At 72.2% G+C, this 13,087-nt stretch carries 14 protein-coding genes; 11 read left to right on the top strand and 3 right to left on the bottom strand.

Annotated features, from left to right (window positions below; translation table 11 throughout):
• The first annotated feature begins 325 nt into the window (after positions 1-325).
• The gene (locus AFM16_RS26835; RefSeq protein WP_030784718.1) at positions 326-1,318 is read left to right on the top strand and encodes a matrixin family metalloprotease; all 993 of its coding nucleotides are present in this window, start codon (positions 326-328) and stop codon (positions 1,316-1,318) included.
• Between the two features lie 22 nt (positions 1,319-1,340).
• Here the strand turns inward: AFM16_RS26835 and AFM16_RS26840 are convergent, their stop codons facing one another.
• Positions 1,341-2,333, bottom strand: coding sequence for an ArsR/SmtB family transcription factor (locus tag AFM16_RS26840; RefSeq protein ID WP_078634860.1), 993 nt, complete (start codon positions 2,331-2,333; stop codon positions 1,341-1,343).
• Between the two features lie 100 nt (positions 2,334-2,433).
• Between AFM16_RS26840 and AFM16_RS26845 the strand changes: the two genes are divergently transcribed.
• The 5 genes from AFM16_RS26845 to AFM16_RS26865 all read left to right on the top strand — a co-directional run bounded on the left by AFM16_RS26845 (position 2,434) and on the right by AFM16_RS26865 (position 5,404).
• Entirely contained in the window at positions 2,434-3,717 is a 1,284-nt protein-coding gene (locus AFM16_RS26845; RefSeq protein WP_078634861.1) for an MFS transporter, read from the top strand.
• Between the two features lie 11 nt (positions 3,718-3,728).
• A complete protein-coding gene (locus AFM16_RS26850) occupies positions 3,729-4,238 on the top strand; it encodes a MarR family winged helix-turn-helix transcriptional regulator (RefSeq protein ID WP_030784727.1) in 510 nt (169 codons plus the stop codon).
• Positions 4,239-4,269: 31 nt separating this feature from the next.
• Positions 4,270-4,476, top strand: a complete 207-nt coding sequence (locus tag AFM16_RS26855) for a hypothetical protein (protein WP_370628068.1) — start codon at positions 4,270-4,272, stop codon at positions 4,474-4,476.
• A 39-nt stretch (positions 4,477-4,515) separates the two neighbouring features.
• The gene (locus AFM16_RS26860; RefSeq protein WP_078634862.1) at positions 4,516-4,989 is read left to right on the top strand and encodes a hypothetical protein; all 474 of its coding nucleotides are present in this window, start codon (positions 4,516-4,518) and stop codon (positions 4,987-4,989) included.
• Between the two features lie 70 nt (positions 4,990-5,059).
• Positions 5,060-5,404: a DUF3817 domain-containing protein gene (locus AFM16_RS26865; protein WP_030784733.1), complete on the top strand. Its 345-nt coding sequence runs from the start codon at positions 5,060-5,062 to the stop codon at positions 5,402-5,404.
• Positions 5,405-5,422: 18 nt separating this feature from the next.
• Here AFM16_RS26865 and AFM16_RS26870 read toward each other — a convergent pair whose 3' ends face one another.
• Entirely contained in the window at positions 5,423-5,896 is a 474-nt protein-coding gene (locus AFM16_RS26870) for a hypothetical protein (RefSeq protein ID WP_218670755.1), read from the bottom strand.
• Positions 5,897-6,044: 148 nt separating this feature from the next.
• Here AFM16_RS26870 and icmA point away from each other — a divergent pair, with 148 nt between their 5' ends.
• Entirely contained in the window at positions 6,045-7,745 is a 1,701-nt protein-coding gene (icmA, locus tag AFM16_RS26875) for a coenzyme B12-dependent isobutyryl-CoA mutase large subunit (protein WP_078634864.1), read from the top strand.
• 56 nt (positions 7,746-7,801) lie between these two features.
• Here icmA and AFM16_RS26880 read toward each other — a convergent pair whose 3' ends face one another.
• The gene (locus AFM16_RS26880; protein WP_030784751.1) at positions 7,802-8,419 is read right to left on the bottom strand and encodes a TetR/AcrR family transcriptional regulator; all 618 of its coding nucleotides are present in this window, start codon (positions 8,417-8,419) and stop codon (positions 7,802-7,804) included.
• Positions 8,420-8,681: 262 nt separating this feature from the next.
• On the opposite strand from AFM16_RS26880, the gene AFM16_RS26885 reads away from it, so the two are divergent.
• The 4 genes from AFM16_RS26885 to AFM16_RS26905 all read left to right on the top strand — a co-directional run bounded on the left by AFM16_RS26885 (position 8,682) and on the right by AFM16_RS26905 (position 13,085).
• A complete protein-coding gene (locus AFM16_RS26885) occupies positions 8,682-9,659 on the top strand; it encodes a tetratricopeptide repeat protein (RefSeq protein ID WP_078634865.1) in 978 nt (325 codons plus the stop codon).
• 649 nt (positions 9,660-10,308) lie between these two features.
• Positions 10,309-10,944 (top strand): DUF6230 family protein, encoded by a 636-nt coding sequence (locus AFM16_RS26895; RefSeq protein WP_030784756.1) that lies wholly within the window; start codon positions 10,309-10,311, stop codon positions 10,942-10,944.
• Between the two features lie 115 nt (positions 10,945-11,059).
• On the top strand, positions 11,060-11,686 hold the full coding sequence (locus AFM16_RS26900) for a DUF6114 domain-containing protein (protein ID WP_078634866.1): 627 nt from the start codon (positions 11,060-11,062) through the stop codon (positions 11,684-11,686).
• Positions 11,676-13,085 carry a hypothetical protein gene (locus AFM16_RS26905; RefSeq protein WP_078634867.1) on the top strand — a complete coding sequence of 470 codons (1,410 nt, stop codon included), beginning with the start codon at positions 11,676-11,678 and terminating at the stop codon, positions 13,083-13,085. Before AFM16_RS26900 ends, AFM16_RS26905 begins: the two co-directional genes overlap by 11 nt.
• Positions 13,086-13,087: the final 2 nt, after the last annotated feature.

Here is a 13,087-nt window from a genome sequence, read left to right on the forward strand (position 1 = left end):
GCCTCCGCGCCGCCGCAGATAGGCGATCCCGGTGAATCTCGGCGCCTCCCGGGTCCCCGGGCCGGTGCCCGGCGGCGGGCCCGGGCGGGTGTCCGCGCCTCGTCCGGCCCGGCGCGGACCCGCGCAGCGGCATGCTGCCGCCCCGTCAATCCGCCGTGCCCGGGCGGGACTTGAGCGCCCGCCCGGCGAAACCGCGCGGACGGTACACCCGTTTGATCAGTCCCTCAATAGGGCGACCGGGTGACGGGTTTCACGGCCCCCGGCGCGGTTAATGTCTCCCCGGATCGATCACAGGCGACGGGCCTGGCGTTCAGCGGGAGGATGCGTGACTGGGTGGCGCGGGCCGGGACTTCTCGGCAGGGCGGTCACGGCGTTCGTACTGACGGCGCTGCTGTCCGTCGCCGGCGGAGGTGACTCCGGCCGGGTGCCGGGATGCGGGCCCGCCCGGGGCGATCTGACCGTCGACGACCTGCCTGCCGGATCCTCGGTGATCCGCTGCGCCGCCGTCGGCCGGCTCCTCACCCGGGACGGTGTCGGCGTCGCCGTACCCGAACCGGGCGTCACGGTCGCCGTCGAGGCGCTGACCGTGGACGGCGCCGCCCGCGGCCTCACCGTACGGGTCGCCGCCGACGGCACGGTCTCCTACGACGACGACCACACCGCACCCGGCGACCGTGCGGCGACGGGCGCCGGCAGCCGCGCCGACTCGCCCGCGGCCTGCGACGACTCCGCGTTCACCACCGCGGACCGCAAGGAGTACAACACCTACGACTGGTTCATCGGGGACGGCCCGATGCCCGGCGGGATCTCCCGCGCCGAGGCCCGCCGCGCCTTCGAGGACGCCATCGCCACCATCACCACCAGCCGCAACGACTGCGGCTTCGCCGACACCGTCCGGGCCAAGGCGCGGTTCGTGGCCGCCACCCACCACGAGGCCGACGTCGACGCCGAGGCCCGCTGCACCACCCGCGACGGCCTGAACGTCTGGGACGCGGGCGACCTCAGCAGCGGGGTCGTCGCCACCACCTGCTCCTGGAGCAACCCGGTGCCGGGACCGCGCCCCGACCAGCTCATCGAGGCGGACGTCCGCTTCAACATCCGCCACTACCGCTTCACCAACAACCCGCACAGCGACACCTGCGACAACGCCTACGACATCCGCAGCGTCGCCACGCACGAGGCGGGCCATGTCTTCGGCCTGGGCCACGCGGGCCCCGGGCACGGCAACCTCACCATGTACGCGAACTCGTACATCTGCTCCACCAGCGCCCGCACCCTGGGCAAGGGGGACGTGCTCGGGCTGCGCCGGCTGTACTGAGGGGCCGGTACGGGCGGGCGGCTCAGCCGGCCGTCCCGCCCGTCGCCAGCGCCATCCCCAGCGGGGTCCGCTCGTACAGCACCTGATGGCCGTAGCGCCGCGCCACGAGCAGCCCCGCGTCCCGCAGCAGTGTCAGATGCGCGGAGACCGACGATGGCGCGAGGCCGAGGCGGTGCGCGAGGGCGACGGTGCCGGCCGGTTCGTCGAGCGCGGCCAGCACCCCGGCCCGGCCGCGCCCGAGGAGCCGTACCAGCACCTCGGGGGCGGCCCGGTCCCCGGGCTCGGCCCACAGACCGGCGATGCCGCGCGCCGGGTAGACGAGCGTCGGCTGCCACGGCGGGTCCCAGGTGCTCACCACGTCCGGCCAGATGAACACGCTCGGCATCAGCACCAGACCCTGACCGTCCAGCCGCCGTTCGTGCACGACGCGGGACTCGACCGTCAGCGTCCCGGCCCGCCAGCCGAACCGCCGGCTGATCTCCGGCAGCAGCCCGCCGAGCCCCACCTCGGCCAGCCGGCGCGAGTGGAACGCCACGTCGGCCTCCAGCAGGGCGCGCAGCCGCGGCCAGTCCGGCGCGACCAGGGCGCGCCAGGTCTCCTCCAGGGCGTCCGCCAGCTCCCGGACCATGCCGGCAGGGTCCGTCAGCCACCGCCGCCCGCGCGCCGAACCGAGGGCGCCCGGGGTGTCGGCCAGCGACCGGGCCGTGTCCGCGCGCGCCGCCGCCGGATCGCTCGCCCGCACGGCGGCGATCTCCTCCTCGAAGGAGGCGGCCGGACCGAGCGGCGGCGGGCACAGCCAGTCGGGGGAGTGGCCCCGCCGCGGCATCAGCAGCCACAGCCCCGCGAGGTCCAGGCCCGCCGCCACCGAGGCCGCGCGCCGCAGCCAGGGCGCGTGATAGGCGTGCCGCTCGGGCCGCTTGAGCATGCGCACCACCTCCTGCGTCTCCCAGAGCGGGGACACGGCGAAGCGGCAGCGCAGGAAGTCGTCCTCGCCGAAGTGCAGACGCGAGGGCACGGGGCCTCCTGGGACGACACGGGACACGACGGCGGCCGGAACATTCGGCCAGGGCCGAAACTATAGGCCGCGCGGCCCTGCCCCGAGCACGCTGCCGTCCATGCCAGAGGTCACTTCAGAGGTCACGCCGGAGGACGCCGTCCCCGCCGCGCAGGCCGCACCCCCGACCGGGTACGCCCGCGTCCTCGCCGTCCCCGAGTTCCGCGCCGTCTTCGCCGCCCACACGCTCTCCCTGCTCGGCGTGGTCGTCGCCGAGATCGCCCTCGCGGTCCTCGTCTACGACCTCACGGGCTCCCCGCTGATGAGCGCGCTCACCTTCGCCCTGGGCTTCCTGCCGTACGTCGTCGGCGGCACCCTGCTCGCGGGCGTCGCCGACCGCTTCCCGGCCCGCCGGGTGCTGGTGGTCTGCGATCTGGTGTGCGCGCTGTGCGTCGTACCGATGGCCGTGCCGGGGGCGCCGCTGGCCGTGCTGCTCGCGCTGCGCTGCGCGCTGGCCGTGGTCTCCCCGGTGTTCGGCGGCACCCGGATGGCGACGCTCGCCGACATCCTCGGCGACGGCGACCTGTTCGTCCTCGGCCGTTCCCTGCTGCGGATCGTCTCGCAGAGTGCGCTGCTGGCCGGCTACGGGCTCGGCGGCCTGCTGCTCACCGTCGCCGCGCCGCGCCAGGCCCTGCTGGTGACGGTCGGCACCTTCGTGGCCTCCGCCGCGATCCTGCGCCTGGGCACCCGCCGCCGCCCCGCCCGTTCCCGCGCCGACGGCACGCTCGTCCGGGACTCCCTCAGGGGCGCCCGGCTGGTGCTGGCCGACCGGCGGGTGCGGGTGCTGCTCCTGCTCACCTGGATCCCGCCGGTGTTCTCGGTCGCGCCGGAGGCCCTGGCGGCGCCGTACACCGACGAGCTGGGCGCCGGGCCGATCGCCCTCGGCCTGCTGATGTGCGCGCTGCCGGTCGGCACGATCGTGGGCGAGCTGTACGCGGGCTCCCGGCTGCGGCCCGCAACCCGCGAGCGGGTCGCGCTGCCGCTGGTCTGCCTCACCCTGCTGCCCTACCTCGGCTTCGCCCTGCGCCCCGGCCTCGCCGTCTCCCTCCTGCTGCTGGTGGTCTCCGGCGCCGGGACGGCGTACACCCTCGGGGTCGACCAGTGGTTCGTGCGGGCCGTGCCGGAGGAGCTGCGCGGCCGGGCGATGACGCTGCTCACCGCCGGGCTCATGACTTTCCAGGGCGTCGGGATGGCGCTGGCGGGCGTCGCGGCGGAGCTGGCGGGCGTACGGGCGGCGGTCGCCGGGGCCGGCGCGCTGGGGACCGTCTGCTGTCTGCTGCTGGCCCGGGAGGCCCGGCGGACCGAAAGCCGAGACGGGGCTGCCCAGGATATGACCGGCGGGTAGGGTCTGGTGCCGTGCCGAAGCCGCTCAGCCTTCCTTTCGACCCCATCGCCCGCGCCGACGAGCTCTGGAAGCAGCGCTGGGGCAGCGTGCCGTCCATGGCCGCGATCACCTCGATCATGCGCGCCCACCAGATCCTCCTCGCCGAGGTGGACGCGGTCGTCAAGCCGTACGGGCTGACCTTCGCCCGCTACGAGGCGCTGGTGCTGCTCACCTTCTCCAAGGAGGGCGAGCTGACCATGTCGAAGATCGGCGAACGGCTCCAGGTGCACCCCACCTCGGTGACCAACACCGTGGACCGCCTGGTCCGCTCCGGCCTGGTCGCCAGACGCCCCAACCCCAACGACGGCCGCGGCACCCTCGCCGTCATCACGGACAAGGGCCGCGAGGTCGTCGAGTCCGCCACCCGCGACCTGATGGCCATGGACTTCGGCCTCGGCGCGTACGACGCGGAGGAATGCGCGGAAATCTTCGCGATGCTGCGTCCCTTGCGGGTGGCGGCACGGGATTTCGAGGACGAGTAGAGGGCCTGCCTGCGCGTCGACCGCGTGCCGGGTGGTGACCTGTGGGGCGCGGCTCGGCCGGGCGGACTGGGGGCTGTCGGACGGCGTGGAGGCCCTCACCGTCGGCCACGCGAAGCAGCGCGCGCTCCTGGTGCTCGACATCGCGGCCGGACACCTCGCCGGTGGACGCGTCGAGTCGGCATTCGCACTTGCCCGGCGGGCACTCGACACCGGGCTGACGTACAGGTCCGGGACTTAGATGAGCGCCTGCACGGCGCTCATCTCTAGGAGGACAGGCATGCGGGTGGGGATCACCGGGCACCGGGGGCTCGGGGCGGACGTGGGGCGGAGTGTGCGGGAGATGATCGTGACGGCGGTGCGTGCCTACGACGCCGCCGAGCTGGTCGGTGTCTCGTGCATCGCGGACGGCCCCGACGCGTGGTTCGCCGAGGCCGTGGTGGAGCACGGTGGCCGTCTTGAGGTCGTCGTTCCGGCCGTCGGATACCGCGACGCGCTTCCCGAGTGGCACCACGCGACGTTCGACGCCCTGCTGGGGAAGGCGTCCGCCACCCATGTGACCGGGATGGGCGAGTCGACGCCCGAGGCGCACATGGCGGGCTCGGAGATTCTGGTGGGCCTGTCCGACGAACTCCTCGCGGTGTGGGACGGCGAGCCCGCCCGGGGGTTCGGCGGTACGGCGGACGTGGTCGCGTACGCGGAGCGTCACGGCACCCCGGTGCGGATCCTGTGGCCGGAGGGCGCCACTCGCTGATCCAGCGCCCTTGTGGCGAGCGGGCCGACCCCCGGCAAGATCGCCCGGGACAGCCCGTTACGCTCGCTGCATGAAGAAGAGCGTGCTGACCCGCTACCGCGTCCTGGCCTATGTGACCGGTGTGCTGCTGGTTCTCCTGTGCCTGTGCATGATCGGCAAGTACGTCCTGGACCTGGACGGCGCGGCGGACGCCACCCGGGCCGTCTCCATCGCGCACGGCTGGCTCTACGTCGTCTACCTGGTCTTCGCCTTCGATCTGGGCTCCAAGGCGAAGTGGCCGGTCGCCAAGCAGCTCTGGGTGCTGCTCGCGGGGACGATCCCGACGGCCGCGTTCTTCGTGGAGCGGAGGATCAGCCGGGAGCTGGAGGCGGCGGGGGACGGCGTCGACGCCTCGACCGCCGCCGCCAAGGCGTAGCCGCTCGGACGTGCGCTTTCACCGTTGCTCCGCGGGCGGGCGGGTGGCCCGCAGTCGTACGACGCTCGCGGCGGCCACCCCGGCTCCCACTGCCAGGAGTGCGACACCCGTGGCCACCACGCCCGGCGCGTGGGCGATCCACCGTGAGCCGACCCGGGTCGCGGTGACCTCGGCGGGGTCCTGCCGGCCGTCGTGGTCGACGAACGTGAGCCGGGTGCGCGGCACGGGTTCCAGGTCCGGATAGCTGCCGCGCAGCGCGTCCTCCCGGGCCTGGCGCTGCTGCTCCTCGGCCGCCTCGATCTGGGCGGCGGTCATGCCGAAGCAGTGCCATACGGTGCCGCCCTTGGCGGTGTGTTTCTCGTTGCACGAGATGCGGGTGAAGGTCCGTGTGTCCAGCCCCGGTGCCCCGGCCCCGACGGCGATCACCCCGCCTCCGGCGAGCAGCATCAGGACCCCCGCCCCGAGCAGACCCACCGTGCGTATCCCGTTCACGTTCATCCCGGCTCCCCCTCGTCCGCCGTACGGCGCCAGGCTAGGCGATGCCGGCGCACCGGTCGCGCAGCGCGTCCTTACCGCCGTACGGCTTACTCAAGGCGGTCCCCCATCGACATTTACTAGGACGTCCAAGTAAATTCGAAGCATGGACGCTGACGCCATCGAGGAGGGCCGCCGTCGCTGGCAGGCCCGGTACGACGCTTCGCGCAAGCGCGACGCGGACTTCACCACGCTCTCCGGGGACCCCGTGGAGCCGGTGTACGGGCCCCGGCCCGGGGACCGGTACGACGGCTTCGAGCGGATCGGCTGGCCCGGTGAGTACCCCTTCACCCGCGGCCTCTACCCGACCGGCTACCGGGGGCGTACGTGGACCATCCGGCAGTTCGCCGGGTTCGGCAACGCCGAGCAGACCAACGAGCGCTACAAGATGATCCTGGCCAACGGCGGCGGCGGTCTCTCCGTCGCCTTCGACATGCCGACGCTCATGGGCCGCGACTCCGACGACCGCCGCTCCCTGGGCGAGGTCGGCCACTGCGGGGTCGCCATCGACTCGGCCGCCGACATGGAGGTCCTGTTCAAGGACATCCCGCTCGGTGACGTCACCACGTCGATGACCATCAGCGGCCCCGCCGTCCCCGCCTTCTGCATGTACCTCGTCGCCGCCGAACGCCAGGGCGTCGACCCGGGCGTCCTCAACGGCACGCTCCAGACGGACATCTTCAAGGAGTACATCGCGCAGAAGGAGTGGCTCTTCCCGCCCGAGCCCCATCTGCGCCTGATCGGCGACCTGATGGAGCACTGCGCGGCCGCCATCCCCGCCTACAAGCCGCTGTCGGTCTCCGGCTACCACATCCGCGAGGCCGGGGCGACGGCCGCGCAGGAGCTTGCGTACACCCTCGCGGACGGCTTCGGGTACGTCGAACTGGGCCTCAGCCGCGGCCTCGACGTCGACGTCTTCGCGCCCGGCCTGTCCTTCTTCTTCGACGCGCACCTCGACTTCTTCGAGGAGATCGCCAAGTTCCGCGCCGCGCGCCGGATCTGGGCCCGCTGGATGCGGGACGTCTACGGCGCGAAGTCCGACAAGGCGCAGTGGCTGCGCTTCCACACCCAGACCGCCGGTGTCTCGCTCACCGCCCAGCAGCCGTACAACAACGTCGTGCGTACGGCGGTGGAGGCGCTCGCCGCGGTGCTCGGCGGCACCAACTCCCTGCACACCAACGCCCTCGACGAGACCCTCGCGCTGCCGAGCGAGCAGGCCGCCGAGATCGCGCTGCGCACCCAGCAGGTGCTGATGGAGGAGACCGGCGTCGCCAACGTGGCCGACCCGCTGGGCGGTTCGTGGTACGTCGAGCAGCTCACCGACCGGATCGAGGCCGACGCCGAGCGGATCTTCGAGCAGATCAAGGAGCGCGGACTGCGGGCGCACCCCGACGGCCGGCACCCGATCGGGCCGATCACCTCCGGCATCCTGCGCGGGATCGAGGACGGCTGGTTCACCGGTGAGATCGCCGAGTCGGCGTTCCGCTACCAGCAGTCCCTGGAGAAGGGCGAGAAGCGGGTCGTCGGCGTCAACGCCCACACCGGTTCGGTCACCGGCGACCTGGAGATCCTGCGGGTCAGCCACGAGGTGGAGCGCGAGCAGGTGCGGGTGCTCGGCGAGCGCAGGGCGGCCCGGGACGACGCCCGGGTGCGGACCGCGCTGGCCGCGATGCTGGCCGCGGCCCGGGACGGCTCGAACATGATCGGGCCCATGCTGGACGCCGTCCGCGCCGAGGCCACCCTCGGTGAGATCTGCGACGTCCTGCGGGAGGAGTGGGGGGTCTACACCGAGCCGCCCGGGTTCTAGCAAGTCCGGTTCCCCCAAGGCTGGTTCCCCAAGGCCCAGTTGGCCTCGGGGGACCGTCAGCCCGTCGCCGTCAGGCCGAGGAGGAGCACCCGGGTGAAGCTCCGCACCCACTCCTCGTCGGCCGGTTCCGCGCTGACCAGGGTGCGGTGCACCACCGCGCCCGCGACGACGTCGAAGATGAGGTCGACCGTGCGGGCGGCCTCCTCGGGGTCGGTCTCCGGGGGGAGTTCGCCGCGCGTCCGGGCGCGGGCGCGGCCCTCCAGCACGAGGTCCTTCTGCGGCTCGACGATCGAGGCCCGGATGCGCGCCCGCAAAGCGTCGTCGCGCGTGGACTCGGCCACCACCGCCATCAGCCCGCTCTTGGCCTCCGGGCGCGCCAGGATCGCCGCGAACTGGAGGACGACGCCCTCGATGTCGGCGGCCAGGCTGCCGCGGTCGGGCAGTTCCAGCTCGTGGAACAGCTCCGCGACCGCGTCCACGACCAGTTCGTTCTTGCCCGCCCAGCGGCGGTAGAGCGTCGTCTTCGCCACCCCGGCGCGGGTCGCCACGTCCCCCAGGGTGAGTTTCGACCAGCCCAGCTCGACCAGGGCCGCCCGGGTCGCGGCCAGGATCGCGGTGTCCGCGGCGGCACTGCGCGGGCGGCCGGTGCGGCCGAGAGGGGTGCGGGTCTGCATGCCCCGACCATAACCGCCCTTTTGCGCCGCGCTGTCTCCCCGGGAGCCGTGAGGGAGATCACCCGGCGTCCGCCCCGCGAAGGCACCCCGTGCCATTACGCTACGACTCGTAGCGAAAGCTCGCGCTGGACGTGCGCGGGCCGCGACCGCAGGGCGTGGGGTGGGGACCCCGGCGCCCGACCGGGTGCCCGACCAGGCACTCGTGCAGACGGCTTTCGGGAACGCTTTTCACGCACACGCGCGGACGGGGGAGGATAGACGCATGCAGCCACGGAACATGTCCATGAGCGGAGTCGTCGACCTCGCCGCGGTGAAGGCGGCCCAGGAGGCCAAGGCGAAGGCGGAGCAGACGCGCGCCGAAACGGCCCGGCAGGGCGGCGCGGGGGCCGTCTCCCCGGCCGATCTCGTCATCGACGTCGACGAGGCGGGATTCGAGCGGGACGTCCTCCAGCGCTCCGCCGAGGTGCCCGTCGTCATCGACTTCTGGGCCGAGTGGTGCCAGCCCTGCAAGCAGCTCAGCCCGGTCCTGGAGCGGCTCGCCGTCGAGTACGACGGCCGCTTCCTGCTCGCGAAGATCGACGTCGACGCGAACCAGATGCTGATGCAGCAGTTCGGGGTCCAGGGGATCCCGGCCGTCTTCGCGGTCGTCGCGGGGCAGGCCCTGCCGCTCTTCCAGGGGGCCGCCGGTGAGGAGCAGATCCGGCAGACCCTCGACCAGCTCGTGCAGGTCGCCGAGCAGCGCTTCGGGCTGACCGGCCTGACCGTCGACCCCGACGCCGAGCCCGGCGGCGGCCGGCCCGAGCCCGCCGAGGTCCCGGCCGGTCCGCACGACGCCCTTCTGGAGGCCGCCGTGCACGCCCTGGACGCGGGGGACTTCGGCGCCGCCGTGCAGGCGTACCGCGACGTCCTCGCGGACGACCCGGCGAACACAGAGGCGAAGCTGGGTCTGGCGCAGGCCGAACTCCTGCACCGGGTGCAGGAGCTGGACCCGCAGCAGGTGCGCAAGGACGCCGCCGAGAAGCCGCAGGACGCCGCGGCGCAGATCGCCGCCGCCGACCTGGACCTGGTGGGCGGCCATGTCGAGGACGCCTTCGGCCGGCTGATCGACACCGTCCGCCGCACGGCGGGCGACGAGCGGGACGCCGTACGGGTGCGGCTGCTGGAGTTGTTCGAGGTCGTGGGCCCGGAGGACCCGCGCGTGGGCGCGGCGCGGCGGGCGTTGGCCAGGGCGCTGTTCTGAGCGGGGCGGGGGCCCTGTTCCTGACCAGTCGCTAAACGTCGGGGCACGTGGTTCCCGAGTGAAAATTTTGCCGAAGAGGCTCTTCTGCGGCCGCGCTTTACCAAATCTTGGTAATCGCGGCCGCTGTTACTTGAAGTAAGTCCAGGCCGCGGAAGTGTCGGGTTCTGTCCCTCGATCAACAGTTTTGTTCCGGGCCCATCTGCCACCCTGCGTCGCCGCCCGAGACCTGTGGGTCGTTGTTCGGTTATCCGGCCGTTACTAGCGAGTAACGAACCCCCTTGTGCGGGCGGCGAGAATGCACCACGATCGGCCACGCTCGGTCCAATGCCGTACCCCGACAGCCGGTTGGGTCAACGGGTTTTCCTGGGTCCCCACCGAGCAGGGCCGGCGGCTGTGACGCCGGCTCTGGGGCAGGGGGGTCTTCACCGCTCGGTGGAGCCTGTCCAGCAAGGTTGTGCGTGATGCGTGTCAGGCGCGACCAGTGGTTGTCGCTCGGGGGTGATCGCCGGTGATCGGTGCGCGGACAGCGCCTCGGAACACGGGCGCTCCCCTTCCCGAGGACGTAGCACTTCTCCCATCCCTGCCCGGCTGAGCCGCCGCCTCGGTGGTGAGTCGGGGGCAGGAGATGTACGTCCGAGAAGGAGGAAATATGGAGTCCCAGGTGCGTGGCGGGACCAGATGGAAGCGGTTCGCCGTCGTCATGGTGCCCAGCGTGGCCGCCACGGCGTGTATAGGCGTCGCCCTCGCGCAGGGCGCCCTCGCGGCGTCGTTCAGCGTGTCGGGCCAGTCGTTCAAGGTCACGGCCGACAAGCTCGTCGGCACGGGCTTCGCTCAGTACGGCGCGCTCGACACGGGTTACACCCTGGACGGCAAGAAGACGGTTCACCCCGTCGCCGTCTCGTCGTTCAAGAGCGCGACGATCACGAACATGTGCCAGTCCGTGGTCACCCCGGACATCCCGCTGCTCGGTTCGGTCAGCCTCACGCTGAAGGCCGGCGGCGGCAGCAAGCCGGTCGAGGCCGACAACCTGTACATCGACGTCGAGGACCTGGCGGCCGACGCCACGTTCAACAACATCGAGATCGGTGTCCCCGCCAAGGACCTCAACAAGGGTCCGGGCATGAAGGGCGGCGGCGAGCAGGCCAACCCCTACGGCTTCGGCCAGCAGGCGGACTCGGCCGTGCTCACCGGTGTGAAGCAGACGGCGTGGGCGACCACCGCCGGAACCTTCAAGCTCAGCGGCCTGAAGATGTCGCTGTCGACGGGTGTCAAGGAGTGCTACTAAGCACTCCGTGACGGGCGGGGGCGCCACTGGCTCCCCCGCCCGTCCCTTCTGACGGCCGCGCGTTCCACCGCGGCCCTCATCTCCACAGCAAAGCCGCACCAGGGAGCTGTTTTCCATGAGCGCCGAGACTCCTGTCGCCCCCGGCCAGTTCACCCTCCGGAGGCAGCAGTTCCGCGCCTGGCGGGGCACCCGGCCGTTCTGGGCCGGACTGTTCGTCCTCATCAGCGGGTTCCCCATCGCCTACTTCCCCTACGCGCACCTCCAGGTGGGCCATCTGACGCTGGCGATGGCGACCACCGCGGGCGCCGGTTCCCTGATCATCGGTGTGCTGCTGGGCGTACTGGGCGTGAGCCTGTGGTTCCAGAAGCACGTGCGGACCTTCGCGGGTGTCGCCGCGATCCTGCTCGGCCTGGTGTCCATCCCGGTGGCCAACCTCGGTGGCTTCCTCATCGGCTTCCTCTTCGCGCTCATCGGCGGAGCGATGGCCGTGTCCTGGGCGCCGGGCGCCCCGTCCGCGCCGGAGACGGCGACGGCCGGACCGGCCGCCGGGGGAGCGCCGGAAGGCGTCTACTCCACCGACCCCGCTCCCGCGGACGAGGTGACCGAGAACCCGTACAGCACGGGCCCCGCCCTCACCAAGGACCCGTCCCCCGCAGAGGGCGACGAGGCCGCGGGCGAGCCGAACGATCTGTCAGGAACGAGCCCGGGAAACGGGGCGAACGGGAGGCACAGTGCCGGCTGACGAGGTGACTCACGGGACCGACGTGGAGGCGTCGATCCCGGTGAGGACCGGTCCCCGCCACGCGGCACCGAAGAAGCCGCTGTTCACCAGGTTCCACATGCCCGCCGGCAAGGCGATAGCCCTGGCGGCCATGCCCACCGCGGTCCTCATGGGCATGGGATTCACGCCCACCCTCGCCAACGCCGAGGACCAGCCCACGTCGAAGAGCCTCACGATCGACGAGTACAAGGAGTGCGTGGCGGCCCTGGAGGACGCGGACGCCTCCGCGTCGGCCTCGCCGTCGCCGTCGGCCTCCGCGTCCACCGACGACGCGAAGGACGACAAGGACTCCGAGGGCTCGAAGGACTCCGGGGACGAGGGCTCCACCACCCCCTCCACGGGCGGTTCGAAGGACACGTCGAGCGGTTCGGGCGGCTCGTCGTCGGATTCAGGTTCCGACGAAGAGGCCGAGCCCGCGCCGTCCGCGTCCTCCGCGCCCGCGGCGTCGGCCGGCAAGCCGGCCTCGTCCTCGGGCGACACGGCCACGGCGGCCCCGTCGGCCACCGAGACCGAGAAGAAGAACGTCCTGGAGACCATCGGGGACGCGATCGGGGACCTCTTCGACGGCGGCAAGTCCGCCGACGAGACCCCGGCCCCGGCGGAGACCCCTTCGGCCTCGGCCGGCACCGGTGACGACGCCACGCCGGACCCGGGCACGGGCTCCTCCGACTCGGGCTCCTCCGGCTCCGGTTCGTCGGGCGGCTCGGCCACGGGCGGCTCCGGTGCGGCCGGGGAATCCAAGGACAAGGACAGCAAGGACTCCAAGGACGCCGGGGACACCAAGGACACGGTCACCGAGGCCGTGAAGGACGCGGCCGAGGACGCCGCCGACGAGGCCACCGCCTCGCCGAGCGCGAGCCCGTCCGAGAGTGCGGACGCCGTCGTCGACGACTGTCCGGTCGCCACCCTCGACGAGAGCGGCGTCGACAACAAGACGCCGATCGCGGACGACCCCTGGTACCTCAACGCCAGCTCGCTGCTGCTGAAGGGCGCCGACTACAAGGGCGTCGTCGAGGTGAAGACGGCCAACGGGACCAAGAAGAAGGTCCTGAAGTACGTCATCTCCGGCGGCACCGACATCGGGGACCTGCACCAGACGGTCGAGGACAAGCAGGCCGGCAAGACCTACCACGTCCAGGCGTCCTCGGGCAGCACGTCCACGATCCGCGACGGCGACACGATCATGTACACCCAGAGCATCTCGGGGAACCTGTTCGGTCTGATCCCGGTCACCTTCGACCCGGAGAACCCGCCGCCGCTGAACATCCCGCTGATCTACTTCACCAAGGTCAAGGTCGTGCAGGCCGCCCAGATGGGTGGCAACCTGCACATCCCCGGAATGCACGTCTACACGGACTGACG

This window comes from Streptomyces antibioticus (assembly GCF_002019855.1).
In the GTDB taxonomy this organism is placed as follows: Bacteria; Actinomycetota; Actinomycetes; order Streptomycetales; family Streptomycetaceae; genus Streptomyces; species Streptomyces antibioticus_B.

Coding starts and splice junctions, on each gene's coding strand:
- AFM16_RS26845 (WP_078634861.1), top strand. CDS start 2,434: ATGCCAGAGGTCACTTCAGAGGTCACGCCGGAGGACGCCGTCCCCGCC.
- AFM16_RS26860 (WP_078634862.1), top strand. CDS start 4,516: ATGCGGGTGGGGATCACCGGGCACCGGGGGCTCGGGGCGGACGTGGGG.
- AFM16_RS26865 (WP_030784733.1), top strand. CDS start 5,060: ATGAAGAAGAGCGTGCTGACCCGCTACCGCGTCCTGGCCTATGTGACC.
- icmA (WP_078634864.1), top strand. CDS start 6,045: ATGGACGCTGACGCCATCGAGGAGGGCCGCCGTCGCTGGCAGGCCCGG.
- AFM16_RS26880 (WP_030784751.1), bottom strand. CDS start 8,419: ATGCAGACCCGCACCCCTCTCGGCCGCACCGGCCGCCCGCGCAGTGCC.
- AFM16_RS26885 (WP_078634865.1), top strand. CDS start 8,682: ATGCAGCCACGGAACATGTCCATGAGCGGAGTCGTCGACCTCGCCGCG.
- AFM16_RS26895 (WP_030784756.1), top strand. CDS start 10,309: ATGGAGTCCCAGGTGCGTGGCGGGACCAGATGGAAGCGGTTCGCCGTC.
- AFM16_RS26900 (WP_078634866.1), top strand. CDS start 11,060: ATGAGCGCCGAGACTCCTGTCGCCCCCGGCCAGTTCACCCTCCGGAGG.